The following is a 15,176-nucleotide window of genomic DNA, read 5'->3' as shown; positions in this document are numbered from 1 at the left end:
TCAAATAGCCGAGTTCATTCCAAATCGGAAGGAGCCTTTGCCTAAACGTCGTTTGTGGCCAAGGTGTAAAGCCGTTGATACTGACCGGCAACACTATAAATGGCGCGGGTTTTTGGCGCCGAATAATAAAGACCGACAGGGAGCGCCTTGCATGAAGAATATGAAGTCCACGTTGGCGGCATTCACCGCCGCCGCAGTATTGGGGTTGGCCGGGAGCGCGCAGGCGGGGGCGACCCTGGATGCGATCCAGAAGAAGGGTTTTATCCAGTGTGGGGTCAGCGATGGTTTACCGGGTTTTGGCGTGCCGGACGCCAACGGCAAGATGACCGGCATCGATGTGGATGTGTGCCACGCCGTCGCCGCCGCGCTGTTTGGTGACGCGTCGAAAGTGAAGTTCAGCCAGTTGACCGCCAAGGAGCGCTTCACCGCGTTGCAGTCCGGCGAGATCGACCTGATTTCCCGCAACACTACCTGGACCAGTTCCCGCGACGCCGGCATGGGCATGGTATTCACCGGCGTGACCTACTACGACGGCATCGGCTTTCTGGTGAACACCAAGCTCGGTGTGAAGAGCGCCAAAGACCTGGACGGCGCGACCATCTGCATCCAGGCCGGCACCACCACCGAGCTGAACGTCTCGGACTACTTCCGCTCCAACGGCCTGAAGTACACGCCGATCACCTTCGACACCGCCGACGAAAGCGCCAAGGGGCTGGAGGCCGGCCGCTGCGACGTGCTGACCACCGACCAGTCGGGCCTGTACGCCCAGCGAATCAAGATGGCTCACCCGGATGAATTCGTGGTGTTACCGGAAGTCATTTCCAAGGAGCCGCTGGGCCCGTTGGTGCGCAAGGGCGACGACGAGTGGTTCAGCATCGTCAAGTGGACGTTGTTCGCCATGCTCAACGCCGAGGAAATGGGCATCACCTCGCAGAACGTCGAAGAGCAGGCCAAGTCCAGCAAGAACCCGGATGTCGCCCGTCTGCTGGGCGCAGACGGTGACTACGGCAAGGACTTGAAACTGCGCAAGGACTGGGTGGTGCAGATCGTCAAGCAAGTGGGCAACTACAGCGAAGTGTTCGAGCGCAACATCGGCCAGGGCAGTGTGCTGAAGATCAAGCGTGGCCTGAATGCGCTGTGGAGCAACGGCGGCATCCAGTACGCGCCGCCGGTTCGCTGAAGGTTTACTCAGACACGGTGTCCTTGCCCGCCGCCTTGGAGCGATACAACGCCTGATCGGCCCTGGCCATCAGGCTTGTGGGTGATTCTTCGTTGCGCCGCTCCACCACGCCCAGGCTCAGCGTTACTTTGAAATTGCCCACGGCGGGCAGCTCCTTGAGCACACAGCGCATCCGCTCGGCCAGTTCCCGCGCGGTTTCCAACGTGCTTTTGGGTACAATCACCATGAACTCATCACCGCCCCAGCGGGCCAGCAAGTCGCCGTGGCGCAAGCAGGCTTCCAGGCATTGCACCACATGCACCAGGGTTTCATCACCGACGGCGTGGCCGTGCTGGTCGTTGATCGGCTTAAAGTCATCAACGTCCATGGCAATCAGCGACAGCGGCAGGCGAAATCGTTGGGCGCGATCGCATTCTTCCAGCAGGGCACGCTCCAGGCGGTAACGATTGGCCACACGGGTCAGGGCGTCACGCTCTGCCAGGGAGCGGTTCTCATCCAGTTGCAACTGCAGTTGTTGATTGACCCGCGACAGCTCGCGGGTGCGTTCGGCCACCAGGGCTTCGAGGGATTGATTGCGCCGTTCCAACTGTTCGATGGACTGTTTGCGTGCCTGGATGCTGCGGTGGGCGCCGACCATGCGTGCTACCGAGCCGTCGTCGTTCCGTGAGATCACGTAGCCACGGTCTTCGATCCACAAGTAGGAGCCGTCTTTCTTGCGGCAGCGGTATTCGGCTTGATAGTGAGTGGTGCGGCGGTTGATGTAGTTATCGAACAGCACCATCACCTGAGGGTAGTCCTCGGGATGAATCACGTTTTCCCAGGTGAATACGCTGTTTTCCAGGGAGTGATGGGCGTACCCGAGCATTTCGTACCAGCCGGGGTTGCGGTAGACGAACCCGCTGTTGGCGTTCCAGTCCCAGATCCCATCGCTGACCAGCTCCATGATGGCGTGCAGCATGTCGGCGTTGAGGTCGGTAAAGTCGCTCCTTGAGGGTTCTTGGCCGGATGTATCGTCCATTGCGCACTCCTTGCGTGGGGCTGGCTCTCATGGCCAGTTACTGTTGACGCCGATACTCCGTGGCTGACGGTACTGTACAACGGCGCTTTGGCGCTTAGAAAGGGGTGCTTTGGTCTAGTCGAGGGTGTGGCTCAAGGCCACTATTTGTTAGGAGGCAGCCTTTAATTTGGCGGCACCATCCTCGTCTTCGGCGCACCATTGGCATTGTGTTGATAGATCGCCTCAGGCTGCCCTTGCTGGTTAAAAAACACCTGCCCGATCCCTGCAGCGTTCCACAGCCGCTCACCCGCCTCGGCGTGTTCCGGAATATGCGGCACTACCTGCATGGGTCTGCGTCGTGTCAGCCAGTTCAACGGCGAGCGGGGCGAGTAGAGCCAGCGATTGAGGCGGTCGAACCATTCCAGCAGACGCGGTGGGAATTCGTTCTTGATGCCGCTGCTGGTGATCTGCCAGATCTTCGGGCCGGCGTTGCGGTGGCGGATCAGCACTTCGTAGACGAACGAGTAGTGCACGTCTCCGGACAGGATCACGTAATTGCCCGGGGTGCGGGAATGGCGAAAGATGTTGAGGATCACCTGCGCCGCGCCGCGATGGGCCATCCAGTTTTCCGCGTCTACCAGCAGCGGGTAGCCGCACCAGCTGAAGGCTTTCTGCACGGTCTCAATCAGCTTGACGCCGAAGATCGGCGCCGGTGAGACGATGATCGCCGAAGGGTGGTCCAGCAGTTCCTGTTGCAGTTCGCTCAAGGCTTCCCAGTCCAGCAGGCCGGACGGTTGCTTGAGGTTGAACTCACTGCGCCAGCGTCGGGTGCGGGTGTCGAGTACTACCAGCGCGGGCGTGGTGGGCAGCACGTAATGCCATTGCTGGAATTTCAGCAGTTCGTCTACCAGCTCATCCTGCGCATCAGCATCCAGGTAGTTGCCATGGGTTTGCGTGGTCAGGGCCAGGGTTTTGCCTATGACTGTGTCAAACACATCCGGGTTATTGCCCCAGCCCTGGCACAGCATGTAAGCCAGCAGCGCGTTGCCGATGATGCGCTTGGAGAACGGATGGCCGTAGGCCGTTTCTTCCCATTGGGCGCTGAGGTTCCAGTCGTCGGTGATGTCATGATCATCGAAGATCATCAGGCACGAAAGGTGGGCCATTACCCTGGCCACGCCACCCAGGCCGTCCCGAAACTTGTCGATCTGCACTTGCTCGTGGGCGTAGCGTACGTGCCCTTCGGCGCGCAGTTGCGGCGCTTGCGGGTTGATCAGGGCCCACGACACGGGTGACCAGGCGAGCAAGTACATCGCCATGACTTCGGCGAAGCTCACCAGGTGGTTGTCGGCACTGCTGCTGGTGAAAATCGGCTTCTTCACGCCGCCAAAAAACCGCTCGCGCAGGGTCTCGTTGCTCTCCAGGGCGGGCAACAGATCGGCTCGATTGTAGTAGCTGGCGGCATGCTCATAGAGTGCTGCGCTGTTGTCGACGACGGCACCTTCGAGGTGTTCGTCGAACAGGCCGAGGCGTGTGATCAGCGCATGAATGGCGCGCAACATTGGCCCGGCGACATCGTCGGCATAGACCTGGTCGCCGCTCATCATCAACAAGGCCGGGCGTTCTTCGACCGTGGTCGACTCGGCCAGCAGTCGGTCAACACACAGCAAACCTTCTTCGGCACGGTGGTGGGGCTTACGGCATGAGCCGTGTACCAATTGGTGGATGCGGCTGTGCAGGACGAAGTTCGGGGTTTGGGCGCCCGGGTAGAGCAGGTGCGGTGCCCACTCGGCGATGCCGGCTCCGTTTACCAGCAGGTCGTAGCCGATGCTCACGTCCTGGGGCAGGGCGTCGGCCAGCGGCACGTCGATCAAGTGGATAAAAGCCTGGCGCCCGACAGGCACGACCTGGCAGCGGCTGGCGTCCAGTTCGATATCCAGCCTCTCGCCTTGGGCGGGTTGCAGCCTCAGGGTCAATGCCAGGGCACGACTTCCCACCAGCCACATCAGCAGGCGCCGGGGCTCCAGGCGTCGCAGCAACGGGCCGGCGAGTACAGCAGGAAGTGTGTCGGGGTGAGGCATCAAGGCAGCGGCTCAGGGCAAGGTTAAAGCGCGAAGGGTAGCGCAGTGGATGTCAGTGTTTTGTTAAGGAGAAACAACGTGAGAGGGCGGCGGTGCCGCCCTCCGGCCAGGTGGAATTAAAGCAGGTTGCCGCGGCCGAGGCTGTCCAGGCCTCCGGAGTTATTACGACCCCGGTCGCTGGCAGAGGCGCCGATGTGGTCAAGGGTGTTTCTCTCTTCGGCAAATGGCTCAAGGCTTCGCTTGTTGCGCACCGGTGCAGGTTGTTCGGTTTGTGCAGGAAGTGTGTGCAATTGTGCGAAGGGGCCGTTCATAGCATTGATCATGGCAATTTTCCTTTTTTCAAAATAGAGGGGTCTCCCTTGATAACCAGCGCTATCAAGGAGAGCGAGAAACTACCCATCCCCCGGTTGCCTCGCTATAAACGTCTCACGTCAAATTATGACGTTATCAGGTCCACCGTCTTACGGGGTTCATGGGTCGTGACTGATGTTTCTCCCAAGGTAATCAGCCAGCGCATGACGTCGGCCAGCGCCACGCTGTGTTGGCGCTCAACCCAGCGCATGCCTTGTGGGCTGTAGTGTTCGACATAGCGACTGAGGATCAGCCGATTCTGGTCACCAGAGAGTTGCAAGCGTGTTTCCCGGCAGAGCAGGGCGTTGGTCCCGCGTTTACGTACATGGTGCTTTAGCACCAGTGAGCCTGAATCAGAAATCATCGCCGGCTCCCTTCGCGCACTCATCGGCCCGGGGTGACGTCGCCCCCTGCTTGCCCTCCAGCACAAAGGCCGCGCGGTGTTCGGCCACCACGTTACGCAAGGCGCTGTAGTAGTCCGGCAACTTTTGCAGGCTGTCGGTCAACGGCAGCAACGAAGCGCGCGTATCCACGGTGCCGCCCACCAGGCTGATGGTGCCCAGGGTTTGCACGGTATCGCTGTCGCCCAGCGGTGCCACCAGGAAGCTCAAGACTTTGCCCGCCGCATCGCGGCTGTTGCCGGTGCCGAGCAATGGCAGTTCGACGATCGGCCCGTTGCCAATCCCCCACACGCCAAAGGTCTGGCCGAAGTCGGCGGTGTGGCGAGGAATGCCCAGCGGGTCCGAAACATCAATCAACCCGACGATCCCCACGGTGGTGTTCACCGCAAACCGTCCCAGGGTGTTAATCGAGCGCCGGGGGTTGCCTTGCAGCAGATCGTTGATGAACACCTTGGGTTCGCTGAAGTTGCTGGCGAAGTTATGCACACCCTGCTGGAAAAAATCCGGCATGTATCGGTAGCCGCGGGCTACAGGTGCCAGGGCGTAGTCATCCACCGCGCGGTTGAAGGCGAAGACGCCCCGGTTGACCGGCTCGGCAGGGTCATACACCGGGTAGGAAACCTGTGCGCAGCGTGTGGTACTCGCCACGTTGGCCGGGCTTGCGCAGCCTGTCAGGTAAGACACGGTCAGCAACAGCACGGCCTGGCGAGCCAGGTGCTGGGGATACGTCAGCGAGCGCATAAGCACAGTCTCCGGAAAAAGGAGGCCGATGCTTGCATTCGGGGCTTGCGCAAAGATGTCTGCTTTATTGCGCCGTTGACGCTTTATTGCACGATTGAAATATATGACGAGCCGCCTCGAATGGTTTTAGATGGCGCATCCACAAGACCAAGTGATGCCCACCGGTGAGCCATCTTTTAATCGTGGACGATGACCTTGAGGTCCTCGCCCTGCTGAAGAAATTTTTTCTGCAACATGGCTACACGGTCGAGACCGCCGCCAATGGCGCCGACCTGTGGGCGGCCATGGAGCGCATGCCTGCCGACCTGATCATCCTCGACCTGATGCTGCCGGGGGATAACGGCCTGTTGCTGTGCCAACGCCTGCGCCAGCAATACGCAACACCGGTGATCATGCTGACCGCCATGGGCGAGTTGAGTGATCGCGTCGTGGGCCTGGAAATGGGCGCCGATGACTACCTGAGCAAACCGTTCGACGCCCGTGAATTACTCGCTCGGGTGCGCGCCGTGCTGCGTCGGGCGGGTGAGAGCCGGCCGACCTTGGGGGATGCGTCTCGCCCGCTGATTCGCTTCGCCGGTTGGCAACTGGACCTGACACGCCGGGAGTTGCGTTCGCCGGACCAGGTGATGATTCCGTTGTCGTCCGGGGAGTTCGACCTGCTGCTGGTGTTCGTCGAACACCCTCAGCGCGTACTGACCCGCGAGCAATTACTGAACCTGGCGCGGGGCCATAGCCACGACGCGTTCGACCGCAGCATCGACGTGCAGGTCAGCCGCCTGCGACGCAAGCTGGAGTTCGACACCAAGCGCCCGGCGATGATTCGCACGGTGCGTAACGGTGGTTACCAGTTCACCGTCGCGGTGACCCGCTCATGAAGCGCTTCAAACCCCGGGACACCGTGGCCCGCTGGATTGCCCTGACTATCCTGATTGCGATGCTCACCGCACTGGCCTTCAACGCGCTGTTCGTGCAACTGGCCGGCGTTTGGGCCAGGCCGCCGTTGGGTGAAACCGGCCTGTTGGAAAAAGTCGCGGTGATCGTGCGGATGATCGAAGCCGCAGAGCCTTCCCAGCGGCCACAACTGACGCAGGCGGTGGGCGACGACAGTTTCAACGTGAGTTGGTCGGCCACCCGTGGGGGGATTGATGTGCCGATTCTGGATGACCCGGGTTTTCATTCCGATCAGGTGTTCAAACAGCTGCTCAAGGGGCCGGAGCGGCGAATGGAGGCCTACGAGCCATCTGATTGGCCAGGCCCCGGCGGGCACTATGCCCTGGTGGTGCAACTGGTTGACCAGTCCTGGCTGATGTTCAGCGCGCCGTCCCGCAGTTGGGGGCTGGCGGAAGGCCCGCGAAGCCTTGTGGTGCTGATGCTGGTGCTGATCTCCACCGCGCTGGTCACGTTGATTGCCACCCGGCGTTTGGCCCGTCCGCTGCAACATTTTGCCCAGGGTGTACGACGTTTCGGCGCCGACTTTCGTGCGCCACCCATCGAACCGGTCGGGCCCCATGAAATCCGTCAGGCGATTCTCGCGTTCAACGGCATGCAGGCGCAGTTGCAGCACTTCATCCAGGACCGCACCCAGATGCTCGCGGCGATTTCCCACGACCTGCGTGCACCGCTGACCCGCCTGCGCCTGCGGGGCGAATTTATCGAGGATGCCGACCAGCAGCACCGCCTGTTCCGGGATGTCGACGAGATGCAGGCGATGATCAACACCGCTCTGGAGTTTTTTCGCGACGACGCGCGCCTGGAGCAGGCGACCCAACTGGACTTGGCCGAGTTGCTGCAAACGCTGATCGACGACTACCGCGACCAGTCCATCGACATCACCTTCAACGGCCCGCCGCGGCTGGTTTATTTCGGCCGGCCGCTGGGGCTTAAACGGGTGATGACCAATCTGATGGACAATGCGATCCACTATGGGCTCGCACCGGAAATCGAACTGCAACACAGCCCTGGACAGGTGACGGTGCGGGTGCTAGACCGTGGCCCCGGCATTCCGCAGGAGCAGCACGAACAGGTGTTCCTGCCGTTTTTTCGCCTGGAAGGTTCACGCAACAAAGGTACGGGCGGGGTCGGTTTGGGGCTCTCCACTGCACGGGCGATTGTGCTGGAACACGGTGGGACGCTGACCCTGGAAAATCGCCCGTGCGGCGGGTTGGCCGCCGTGGTGGTATTGCCGGTTTAGGAAGGCTTAAACGGTCATGGCAGATAGCCTTTTCCCAGGCCGGTCAGATTACCGTCATTCGACTTGGAATTTTGTTGGTTGGAGCTGTTACGCGAGGGCTCATCGTTTGGTTTGGGAGCCGGCTGAACAGGCTGAACGGGTTGAGTGGGTTGAGGCGATTGAGTGGGTTGATGGATGGTTTGGATATGGAAAGCGCCGCCAATGGTTGGAAAGATCATGGGTTTTTCTCTCACTGGATAGGGTGTGAAGTGTGTGCATTCAACTCCCTCTGAGTGCGTCCTGATCAGTGGCCTTGGCCCGGTCCAACGTTCCGGGCCATCGGGTTTCCATTTGCTTCGCCATCTCAATTGATGGGTGGTTTCAAGCCGGCTTGGGCACCGTAAACCGAAACTCACTGCCTCGGCCCAACTCACTTTCAGCCTCGATCCGCCCGCCATGCGCCTGGACGATGCCCTGGGTGATGTACAGCCCAAGGCCGCTGCCGGTGGGATTGTTTTCGGCTTGGGTCCAGTAGCGATCAAACACATGAGGCAACTCATCCGGGGCAATCCCTTCGCCGGAATCACGCACCGAAAACACAATCTCTTCGCTGGTACTCATGGCGCTGATGCCGATATTGCCCTGGCGTGGTGTGAACTTGATGGCGTTGCCGATCAGGTTCGACAGCACCTGGAACAGGCGCTCCGGGTCGGCGCTGATTTGCAGTCCGGGCTCGGCGTTGAAGGACAAGTCGATACCCTTTTCCATCGCCAAGGGCGCCAGCAATGAATACGCCTCTTCGAACATCTGGCTCACGTCCAGGGCCACCGGCTTGACGGTATAACGCCCGGCTTCGATCTTCGAGGTGTCGAGCAGATCCTCCAGCAGCACATTCATACGCGCTGCGGCTTGCTGCATGGTGTCGATGGCCGAGGAAATCCGCCGCGAGGTGTGTGGGCCATCGGAGCTGAAGGCTTTTTGCATCATGCCGCAGAGCATCGAAATGACCGTCATCGGGTTGCGCAGGTCGTGGGAAACCACCGCCACCAGTTCATCCCGGGCGCGCACGGCTTGCTGTTCGCGCAGCACCTGGCGGGCCAGGTCATTTTCCAGGGCCGAGCGGCGCAGGTCGTTGGCGGCGAAGCGGTCGCCGTGGCTCCACTTGGTGGAAATGCCTGCCATTTCCACCTTCCAGATTTCAAACGAGGTACGTGGGCGAAGGTGCAGGCCAGCGTCGGTGCTTTCCAGGTCCAATGGCTTATTCGGGTCGCCGCTCCAGTTGATGTTTTCCTTCACTTCAGGGCGAAACCACAGCACGCCGTTGTCCACCGGTTTGGGCAAACTCATGGCCAGCACGCCACTGGCGACGTGCTGATAGTCAGCCGCTGGCGGGTACACCGAGGCCAGGTTATGGCTGGCGAATACCGGCTGCCCGGTCTCTTGCAGCCACTTGTGCAGGGCGCGAATTTGTCCGGGTTCCGGGCAGTTACCGTAGCGGTGCAGTTGTTTGTCTTCGATGATCGCCACGCCGCCCGCCAGGGTCAGGTCCATCAGCAGTTGCGGACGTTGCGCCAGGCCGTCGAAGACGTTCGCCGGCGACGCCTGCATGGCCTGGTTGAGCAGGGCCAGGGCCGCGACCTTTTCTTCGCGCTGGCGGCTCAGGTCCAGGGCCTCCATGGCGCTGATCTGCAAGGACAGCACCTGGCCAATGGTCTGGCAGGCGGTGCGCAAATCATTCGGTACCAACAGTGGCTGGCGATTGCCACAACTGATCAAGCCCCACAGTTTGTCGCCAGCCATCAGGGAAATGCTCATGGACGACAGCACGCCCATGTTCTGCATGTACTGGCAGTGGATCGGCGACACGCTGCGCAGGGTAGCGAAGCTCAGGTCCAAAGGCTGTCCGGTGTCCGGGCGCAACCTGGGCACCAGGGGCACCGCTTCATAGTCGGCATTCGGGATGATCCGCAGCCAGTTGGTGCGGTACAGCTCCCGGGCTTGTTCGGGGATGTCGGAGGCGGGGAAGAACAGGCCGTTGAACAGTTCCATGGACGGTGCGGACGCTTCGGCGATCACCTGGCCGTGGCCTTCTTCCTCGAAGCGATAAATCAGCACCCGGTCGTAGCCGGTCATGGCCTGGATTTCGTTGACGCTGATTTCATACAAGGCTTGCAGGGTTTTCGCCGACTGCAGGCGTTGCAGCATCTTGCCCAGGTTGCTGGTTCGGCCATTGAGTGCCCGTGGCTGGAAGTCCTTGAGCCGTGGCTCGAACTCCAGCACCAGCACCTCCTGATGGCGGTGCAGCAACCCTTCGAACTCGCCACCGTTGAGGTTCATGTGCAGCGGCGGAGCGTCGAAGAAGCTGTTTTGCGTAACCATCGCCTGGACCGCTTCGGCATGTTCTGTGCCGATCAATGTGTGCAGTGGCTGGCCCAGCAGGGATTCCGGCGAATGATTGAACAGCTCGGCCACGTTGGCACTGACCTGCATGATATGCAGGTCGGGCTCGGACAAGGTCAGCAGCGCCCCGTGAGGCTGGATGGCCCCCGGGAAGCGGATGGGTTCGTCGGCACAGTTGGCAAGCAGTTCTTCAAAATCTTCGGGTTTCATAGCAGTACCTCCTGGCTGTCGAGCCATTGCTCGAAGCAGCTGAATGTTGAGCGGGCAGCATTCACCGCGCGCAGTTTGGCGTGCGCGTCGAGGGGCACATGGTTCAGGTAGTCGAGAAAATCTTTCCAGCGCCGACCGGTTTCGGCGCCATACACATTGAGAAACGCGCCACCGTTGTCGGCGTCCAGTCCTAGGCGCTGGGCCATTTCCCTGCGCAGGATTTGCCCGCCCAGGGTGGCGCCTTCCACCACATACAGCGCGCCGAGGCAGGCAGCAGGCGTGTCCAGAGGCGGTAGCGACGAGCAGTGGGGAAGGGCGGCGATGGCCGGTTCATCCAGGCCAAGGGCGTGGAGATCGGTCAACAAGGTGGGCGTTTTCAGGCGCAGCACCTGATCGAATCCCTCGGGGATCAGGCCACTGTCGTACAACGCTGCTTCCAGAGGGCTGTAGAACCCGTAGTACGCCTGAAGCAGGCGTCTGTAGCCATTATCATCCAGTTGCGGAGAGAAAAACGGCAAGCGTTTTTCCAGGGCGACGTGCAGTAAAGCTGTACCCGAGCGCAAGGCTTCAAGTACGGGGGGCGCACCAACGTCATGGACCTGTGAATGCATTCAGTAAACTCGAACTGGGGGCCTGCTGGCCATGTAGGGTTGCGTAACAACTGACCGCAGGAGCTGCCGCGAAGTTCGCTGCAGTTGATATCGCGACGCTATCAGTGCAAGGGCGGGCCCTTTAGCAAAGCCGATTGCACGCAGTCGAGCAGGCGCTCCGCACTCCACGGTTTGGGCAAGAACCGCACGGTGCTGCCCAGCTGTGACGCCATGGCGGTGTTACCCGAGGTCAGCAGCACGGGCAGTGACGGCCAGCGATGGGCGACCACCTTGCTCAAGTCGTAGCCATTGAGCAGGCCGGGCATCTGGATATCGCTGACAATCAGGTCCACCGGGTCACTGGTGCGCTCAAGAAAAATCATCCCTTCGTCTGCTGAGGGAAATGACGTCACGACTGCACCGAAATCCTCCAGTACATCCACCATCAACGAGCGAATGATTTCGTCGTCTTCCAGCACCAATATCGATGGCTGAGCCATGATCCTTACTCCACCATCCGGGTTAAGTAAGGTGGAGTGAGGCGCCGTTGATTAGGTTCGATTGAATGTATTTTTTGCGATGGGTGGTCATTTGGTTAGCTTTAAGTTGCGACAGGGCAGGGCGCCCCGCTTGCTAACCGTGTGAGGCATCCGCCACGATGCGCTGCGCGATGAAGCCGTGATGAGTGAGGCATGATTGCGCCAGTTGCGGGCAGTCACCTTGACCACATTTGGCGATGTGCCCTGGAATGCCCCGTTTTACCAGTGGCTGGGATTTCAGCAAGCGCTTGCCCTGGCGCCGGGTCACCGTTTGGCAGAGGCTCTGCGTGAGGAGTATCGTCACGGTTTTGCGCCGGGCAGTCGCTGTGCCATGTCGTGGCAAGTTGTCGCGTGTTAAGTAAAAGCCACCCCAAGGATTCTCATGTTTATCCGAAACCCCCTCGTCCCCGAACTCATCGTGACGGCCCTCACGAGCAGCCTCGACTTCTGGGTCACTCAGTTGGGATTCGACATCGCCTATCAGCGCCCCGAAGAAGGCTTTGCCTACCTCGACCTGCAAGGCGCGCAAATCATGCTGGAGCAATACGATCCGGATGCCGGCCAGTGGTTGACCGCACCGCTGGAAAAACCTCTGGGACGAGGCATCAACCTGCAAATCGATGTGCCTGCCGTGGCGCCTGTCTTGCAGCGTCTGGCTGCCATCGGCTGGCCGCTGTTCCGCGAGGTCGAAGACGTCTGGTATCGGGCGGGTGACGTGGAGGCGGGCCAACGGCAATTCATCGTGCAAGACCCGGATGGCTATCTGGTGCGTCTGGTGCAGCGGTTGGGCGAACGACCTGTGGGGAGCCATTCATGAAATACGCCGCGTTACTGGCCATTGCCTTCATCGGTGGGGCCTTCAGTCTCCAGGCCGTCGCAGAAGGCGATGCCGAAGCCGGTGGAAAGCTGTTCAGCAAAACCTGCGGCGGTTGCCATAGCGTCGGTGAGAACGCCCGGGGCGGTTTCGGGCCGCAGCTCAACGGCATTATTGGCCGGCCGGCTGGCACCACCACTGATTACCAGTATTCAGATGCGATGAGGAATTCAGGCGTGGTCTGGACGCGGGACAAGCTGGCCGCCTATATCGAGGCACCGAAAAAGGTGGTGAGCGGCACCCGGATGATTTTCTGGGGGATCAGCGATCAGGAGAAGATCGACAACTTGCTGGCGTACCTTGCGACCTTTCAGGCGCAATAAACACCGATCCCAAGACAAGGATTTCACTCCATGGTCGCACCGCATATCCGGGCGCTCGCGCTCTGCATCTTCCACCGCAACGGCCGAATTCTGGTTCACGAATTCCAGGATGCGGTGAAACAGCAGACAGTATTTCGTCCCATCGGTGGCGGCATCGAATTCGGTGAACACAGCGCCGAGGCGATCGTACGAGAAGTGCAGGAAGAACTGGCGCAGCCTATTCACAGCCTGCGGCTGCTCGGCACGCTTGAAAGTATCTTCACCTACGACGGCAACCCCGGGCACGAGATCGTCCAGGTCTACGATGGCCAATTTGCGGACCAGAGCCTGTACGAGCATCCGTACCTCGACGGTGCCGAAAGCAACGGTTTTGCGTTCAAGGTGAGTTGGAAGGACAGTTCAAGCTTTACTGCGCAGTCGCCATTGGTGCCGGAAGGGCTCTACGAACTCCTCAAGAACGCGGCTTTGCTGGATTGACCGATACTCCCTGTAGCGAGCGAGCCTACTCCCTCGCCACAGGTGAACGTTTAGCAGCTTTGCGGTGTTTCCCCGCGCGCCAAACGCGCATTGATGTCTTCGATCACCGCGGGCAGTTCGACAATGGTGTCGATCAGGTAATGCGGCCGTGAGCCTTCGAACATCTGGGTAATACGTGCACGCTCCAGCACCAGCTCATCAGCGGGCAGGGCCTTGTATTGCTCGTAGGTCAAACCCAGCGCATTGCCGGAGCAGGTCAGCGCGACTGTCCACATGCCTGCGCTGCGGCCTTCCAGAATCCCGGGCCAGGTGTCGTCGACTTTCACGCACGCGGCCACATCACTGATGCCCAACGCAATCACGTTGGCCAAGGCCTGCGCCGGATGTGGACGCCCATAGGGCACCTCATCGGTCGCCACCACGTGGTCGGCGACGTAGCCATTCTGCCGCGCCAGCTCGACCACCTTGGCCATCACCACCGCCGGGTACCCGGAGCAGGAGCCGATCTTCAAACCCTGTTCGCGCAGGTTTTTGATCGCCTCAAGAGCGCCGGGAATAACCGCCGAATGCAGCGCAATTTTCTCGATCTGCAACGGCATGAAGCGTTCATACAGTGCGGTGACATCCGCGTCGGTTGGCAAGCGATCAAATACCGCCCGATAACGCTCGGCAATCTGCGGCAGGTTGCACAGGGTGCGGATGTGGTCCCACTTGCCCATGCCCATCGGGCCGCGCGCTTCTTCCAGGGATACGGCGACGCCGAATTCGCCGAATGCCTCGACAAAAATCTGCGTGGGGGCGAAGGAGCCGAAGTCGACGACGGTGCCGGCCCAATCCAGGACCACGGCTTGCAGCTGGGAAGGTTGTTGGTAGTTCATGGCAAGTCTCCATTTTCAGGTGTGAGCAGGCCGTCCCTCTGTCGAAGAAGAGGTAAGTGCCTGGTGAGGGTTTAAACGGTTAAGGCGATCAGGTAACCGGGATCGGGCTGGCCTCGAACAACTCCGCGATCATCGGTCGGTTGCGCCGGATGCCCAGGCAACACAGGTGGTAGTCGATAAAAAACGGGTGGTCGACGAAGGTGATTGGCGTGGTGCCCGGGGTTTCGGCGTATTCCACCGCGGACACAAAACCGATGCCGATGCCCTTGGTGATCGCGTGCACGATGGCTTCGCGACTGTTCAACTGCATCACGCAGTTCACGGCGACGCCCTGGCGCTTGCAGCTTTCTTCCACCAGTTGCCGGGTGCGTGAGCTTTTCTCGCGCATCACCCACTTTTCGCGGCTGATCTGTTCCACGTGCACCTCTTTCTGTTGGGCCCATGGATGGTCATCGCGCACCACTGCAATGATCGGATAGCGTCGGTAAAGCTGGGTATCGAAGCGCTGGTCGAATTCCGAGAGGGCCAGGATCGCCACGTCGATATCGAAGTTGAAGAGCCGGTCCAGGGTTTCCTTTTCCGGGGAAAACGAGGTCTCCAGTTCGATGTCCGGGTGGCGCTGCATCAGCTCGTAGGTCAGGTTCATCGCGATCGGCGGCGACACCGCGCCCAGGCGCAGCAGCCCGGTCTTGCGCTGCTTGAAACTCTGCAACAGTTGCATGGCTTCATCCTCCTGGCCGAACAGCCCTTGGGTGATTCCGTAAAGGGCGTGCCCGGCCGCGCTCATCTCGATAAACCGCCCGCGACGGTGGAACAGCTCCACCGAGAACTGCTTCTCCAGCCCATTGACCTGCTCGCTGACCGTCGGCTGGCCGACGCTCAGGTACTCGGCGGCGAGGGTGAAACTGCCGGTCTTCGCCACTGCATGAAACGAGCGCAGCCACTTGTGGTACTGGTACATAAA

Annotated in this window: 17 protein-coding genes; 6 read left to right on the top strand and 11 right to left on the bottom strand. The window is 60.4% G+C overall.

Translation table 11 applies throughout. The features are described 5' to 3' along the window. Window positions 1-151 precede the first annotated feature (151 nt). Window positions 152-1,180 (top strand): amino acid ABC transporter substrate-binding protein, encoded by a 1,029-nt coding sequence (locus tag SNL23_RS07530; protein ID WP_318301938.1) that lies wholly within the window; start codon window positions 152-154, stop codon window positions 1,178-1,180. A gap of 4 nt (window positions 1,181-1,184) precedes the next feature. On the opposite strand, the gene SNL23_RS07525 is transcribed toward SNL23_RS07530, so the two are convergent. The 5 genes from SNL23_RS07525 to SNL23_RS07505 all read right to left on the bottom strand — a co-directional run bounded on the left by SNL23_RS07525 (window position 1,185) and on the right by SNL23_RS07505 (window position 5,751). After that, window positions 1,185-2,198 (bottom strand): sensor domain-containing diguanylate cyclase, encoded by a 1,014-nt coding sequence (locus tag SNL23_RS07525; protein WP_167664560.1) that lies wholly within the window; start codon window positions 2,196-2,198, stop codon window positions 1,185-1,187. A 161-nt stretch (window positions 2,199-2,359) separates the two neighbouring features. Further along, window positions 2,360-4,258, bottom strand: a complete 1,899-nt coding sequence (locus tag SNL23_RS07520; RefSeq protein ID WP_318301937.1) for an alkaline phosphatase D family protein — start codon at window positions 4,256-4,258, stop codon at window positions 2,360-2,362. A 116-nt stretch (window positions 4,259-4,374) separates the two neighbouring features. After that, a complete protein-coding gene (locus tag SNL23_RS07515) occupies window positions 4,375-4,581 on the bottom strand; it encodes a hypothetical protein (protein WP_076017579.1) in 207 nt (68 codons plus the stop codon). A gap of 113 nt (window positions 4,582-4,694) precedes the next feature. After that, window positions 4,695-4,973: a hypothetical protein gene (locus tag SNL23_RS07510; protein ID WP_076017578.1), complete on the bottom strand. Its 279-nt coding sequence runs from the start codon at window positions 4,971-4,973 to the stop codon at window positions 4,695-4,697. Beyond that, entirely contained in the window at window positions 4,963-5,751 is a 789-nt protein-coding gene (locus SNL23_RS07505; RefSeq protein WP_318301936.1) for an MlaA family lipoprotein, read from the bottom strand. Before SNL23_RS07505 ends, SNL23_RS07510 begins: the two co-directional genes overlap by 11 nt. A 164-nt stretch (window positions 5,752-5,915) precedes the next feature. On the opposite strand from SNL23_RS07505, the gene SNL23_RS07500 reads away from it, so the two are divergent. Next, the gene (locus SNL23_RS07500) at window positions 5,916-6,626 is read left to right on the top strand and encodes a response regulator (RefSeq protein ID WP_318301935.1); all 711 of its coding nucleotides are present in this window, start codon (window positions 5,916-5,918) and stop codon (window positions 6,624-6,626) included. Further along, the gene (locus tag SNL23_RS07495; protein WP_318301934.1) at window positions 6,623-7,942 is read left to right on the top strand and encodes an ATP-binding protein; all 1,320 of its coding nucleotides are present in this window, start codon (window positions 6,623-6,625) and stop codon (window positions 7,940-7,942) included. The genes SNL23_RS07500 and SNL23_RS07495 overlap by 4 nt, the downstream gene beginning before the upstream one ends. A 360-nt stretch (window positions 7,943-8,302) precedes the next feature. Here SNL23_RS07495 and SNL23_RS07490 read toward each other — a convergent pair whose 3' ends face one another. The 4 genes from SNL23_RS07490 to SNL23_RS07475 all read right to left on the bottom strand — a co-directional run bounded on the left by SNL23_RS07490 (window position 8,303) and on the right by SNL23_RS07475 (window position 11,964). Then, complete coding sequence (locus SNL23_RS07490) at window positions 8,303-10,531, bottom strand: ATP-binding protein (protein WP_318301933.1); 2,229 nt, start codon at window positions 10,529-10,531, stop codon at window positions 8,303-8,305. Next, the gene (locus tag SNL23_RS07485) at window positions 10,528-11,142 is read right to left on the bottom strand and encodes a biliverdin-producing heme oxygenase (protein ID WP_076017573.1); all 615 of its coding nucleotides are present in this window, start codon (window positions 11,140-11,142) and stop codon (window positions 10,528-10,530) included. The genes SNL23_RS07490 and SNL23_RS07485 overlap by 4 nt, the downstream gene beginning before the upstream one ends. Window positions 11,143-11,243: 101 nt before the next feature. After that, window positions 11,244-11,621 carry a response regulator gene (locus tag SNL23_RS07480; RefSeq protein WP_076017572.1) on the bottom strand — a complete coding sequence of 126 codons (378 nt, stop codon included), beginning with the start codon at window positions 11,619-11,621 and terminating at the stop codon, window positions 11,244-11,246. 133 nt (window positions 11,622-11,754) lie between these two features. Beyond that, window positions 11,755-11,964 carry a hypothetical protein gene (locus SNL23_RS07475; RefSeq protein ID WP_318301932.1) on the bottom strand — a complete coding sequence of 70 codons (210 nt, stop codon included), beginning with the start codon at window positions 11,962-11,964 and terminating at the stop codon, window positions 11,755-11,757. A gap of 78 nt (window positions 11,965-12,042) precedes the next feature. On the opposite strand from SNL23_RS07475, the gene SNL23_RS07470 reads away from it, so the two are divergent. From SNL23_RS07470 to SNL23_RS07460, 3 genes are read left to right on the top strand one after another with little or no spacing between them, the layout of a single operon-like run. Beyond that, on the top strand, window positions 12,043-12,477 hold the full coding sequence (locus tag SNL23_RS07470) for a bleomycin resistance protein (protein ID WP_167664552.1): 435 nt from the start codon (window positions 12,043-12,045) through the stop codon (window positions 12,475-12,477). Then, complete coding sequence (locus tag SNL23_RS07465; protein ID WP_076017570.1) at window positions 12,474-12,857, top strand: c-type cytochrome; 384 nt, start codon at window positions 12,474-12,476, stop codon at window positions 12,855-12,857. Before SNL23_RS07470 ends, SNL23_RS07465 begins: the two co-directional genes overlap by 4 nt. A gap of 30 nt (window positions 12,858-12,887) precedes the next feature. Continuing rightward, entirely contained in the window at window positions 12,888-13,334 is a 447-nt protein-coding gene (locus tag SNL23_RS07460) for an NUDIX hydrolase (protein WP_318301931.1), read from the top strand. A gap of 50 nt (window positions 13,335-13,384) precedes the next feature. On the opposite strand, the gene phnX is transcribed toward SNL23_RS07460, so the two are convergent. Then, window positions 13,385-14,212, bottom strand: coding sequence for a phosphonoacetaldehyde hydrolase (phnX, locus tag SNL23_RS07455; protein ID WP_318301930.1), 828 nt, complete (start codon window positions 14,210-14,212; stop codon window positions 13,385-13,387). 88 nt (window positions 14,213-14,300) lie between these two features. After that, on the bottom strand, window positions 14,301-15,173 hold the full coding sequence (locus SNL23_RS07450; RefSeq protein ID WP_017476113.1) for a LysR substrate-binding domain-containing protein: 873 nt from the start codon (window positions 15,171-15,173) through the stop codon (window positions 14,301-14,303). Between the last annotated feature and the right edge of the window lie 3 nt (window positions 15,174-15,176).

This window comes from Pseudomonas sp. SED1 (assembly GCF_034044025.1).
Classification (GTDB): Bacteria; Pseudomonadota; Gammaproteobacteria; order Pseudomonadales; family Pseudomonadaceae; genus Aquipseudomonas.
The sequence above is the reverse complement of the archived record's forward strand: the minus strand, read 5'-3'. Positions and strand labels throughout refer to the sequence as shown.

Excerpts from the sequence above, each read along its gene's own strand:
- SNL23_RS07490 (WP_318301933.1), bottom strand. The coding sequence starts at position 10,531 with ATGAAACCCGAAGATTTTGAAGAACTGCTTGCCAACTGTGCCGACGAA.
- SNL23_RS07470 (WP_167664552.1), top strand. The coding sequence starts at position 12,043 with ATGTTTATCCGAAACCCCCTCGTCCCCGAACTCATCGTGACGGCCCTC.
- SNL23_RS07480 (WP_076017572.1), bottom strand. The coding sequence starts at position 11,621 with ATGGCTCAGCCATCGATATTGGTGCTGGAAGACGACGAAATCATTCGC.
- SNL23_RS07515 (WP_076017579.1), bottom strand. The coding sequence starts at position 4,581 with ATGATCAATGCTATGAACGGCCCCTTCGCACAATTGCACACACTTCCT.
- SNL23_RS07465 (WP_076017570.1), top strand. The coding sequence starts at position 12,474 with ATGAAATACGCCGCGTTACTGGCCATTGCCTTCATCGGTGGGGCCTTC.
- SNL23_RS07510 (WP_076017578.1), bottom strand. The coding sequence starts at position 4,973 with ATGATTTCTGATTCAGGCTCACTGGTGCTAAAGCACCATGTACGTAAA.
- phnX (WP_318301930.1), bottom strand. The coding sequence starts at position 14,212 with ATGAACTACCAACAACCTTCCCAGCTGCAAGCCGTGGTCCTGGATTGG.
- SNL23_RS07450 (WP_017476113.1), bottom strand. The coding sequence starts at position 15,173 with ATGTACCAGTACCACAAGTGGCTGCGCTCGTTTCATGCAGTGGCGAAG.
- SNL23_RS07485 (WP_076017573.1), bottom strand. The coding sequence starts at position 11,142 with ATGCATTCACAGGTCCATGACGTTGGTGCGCCCCCCGTACTTGAAGCC.
- SNL23_RS07505 (WP_318301936.1), bottom strand. The coding sequence starts at position 5,751 with ATGCGCTCGCTGACGTATCCCCAGCACCTGGCTCGCCAGGCCGTGCTG.
- SNL23_RS07520 (WP_318301937.1), bottom strand. The coding sequence starts at position 4,258 with ATGCCTCACCCCGACACACTTCCTGCTGTACTCGCCGGCCCGTTGCTG.
- SNL23_RS07460 (WP_318301931.1), top strand. The coding sequence starts at position 12,888 with ATGGTCGCACCGCATATCCGGGCGCTCGCGCTCTGCATCTTCCACCGC.
- SNL23_RS07495 (WP_318301934.1), top strand. The coding sequence starts at position 6,623 with ATGAAGCGCTTCAAACCCCGGGACACCGTGGCCCGCTGGATTGCCCTG.
- SNL23_RS07530 (WP_318301938.1), top strand. The coding sequence starts at position 152 with ATGAAGAATATGAAGTCCACGTTGGCGGCATTCACCGCCGCCGCAGTA.
- SNL23_RS07525 (WP_167664560.1), bottom strand. The coding sequence starts at position 2,198 with ATGGACGATACATCCGGCCAAGAACCCTCAAGGAGCGACTTTACCGAC.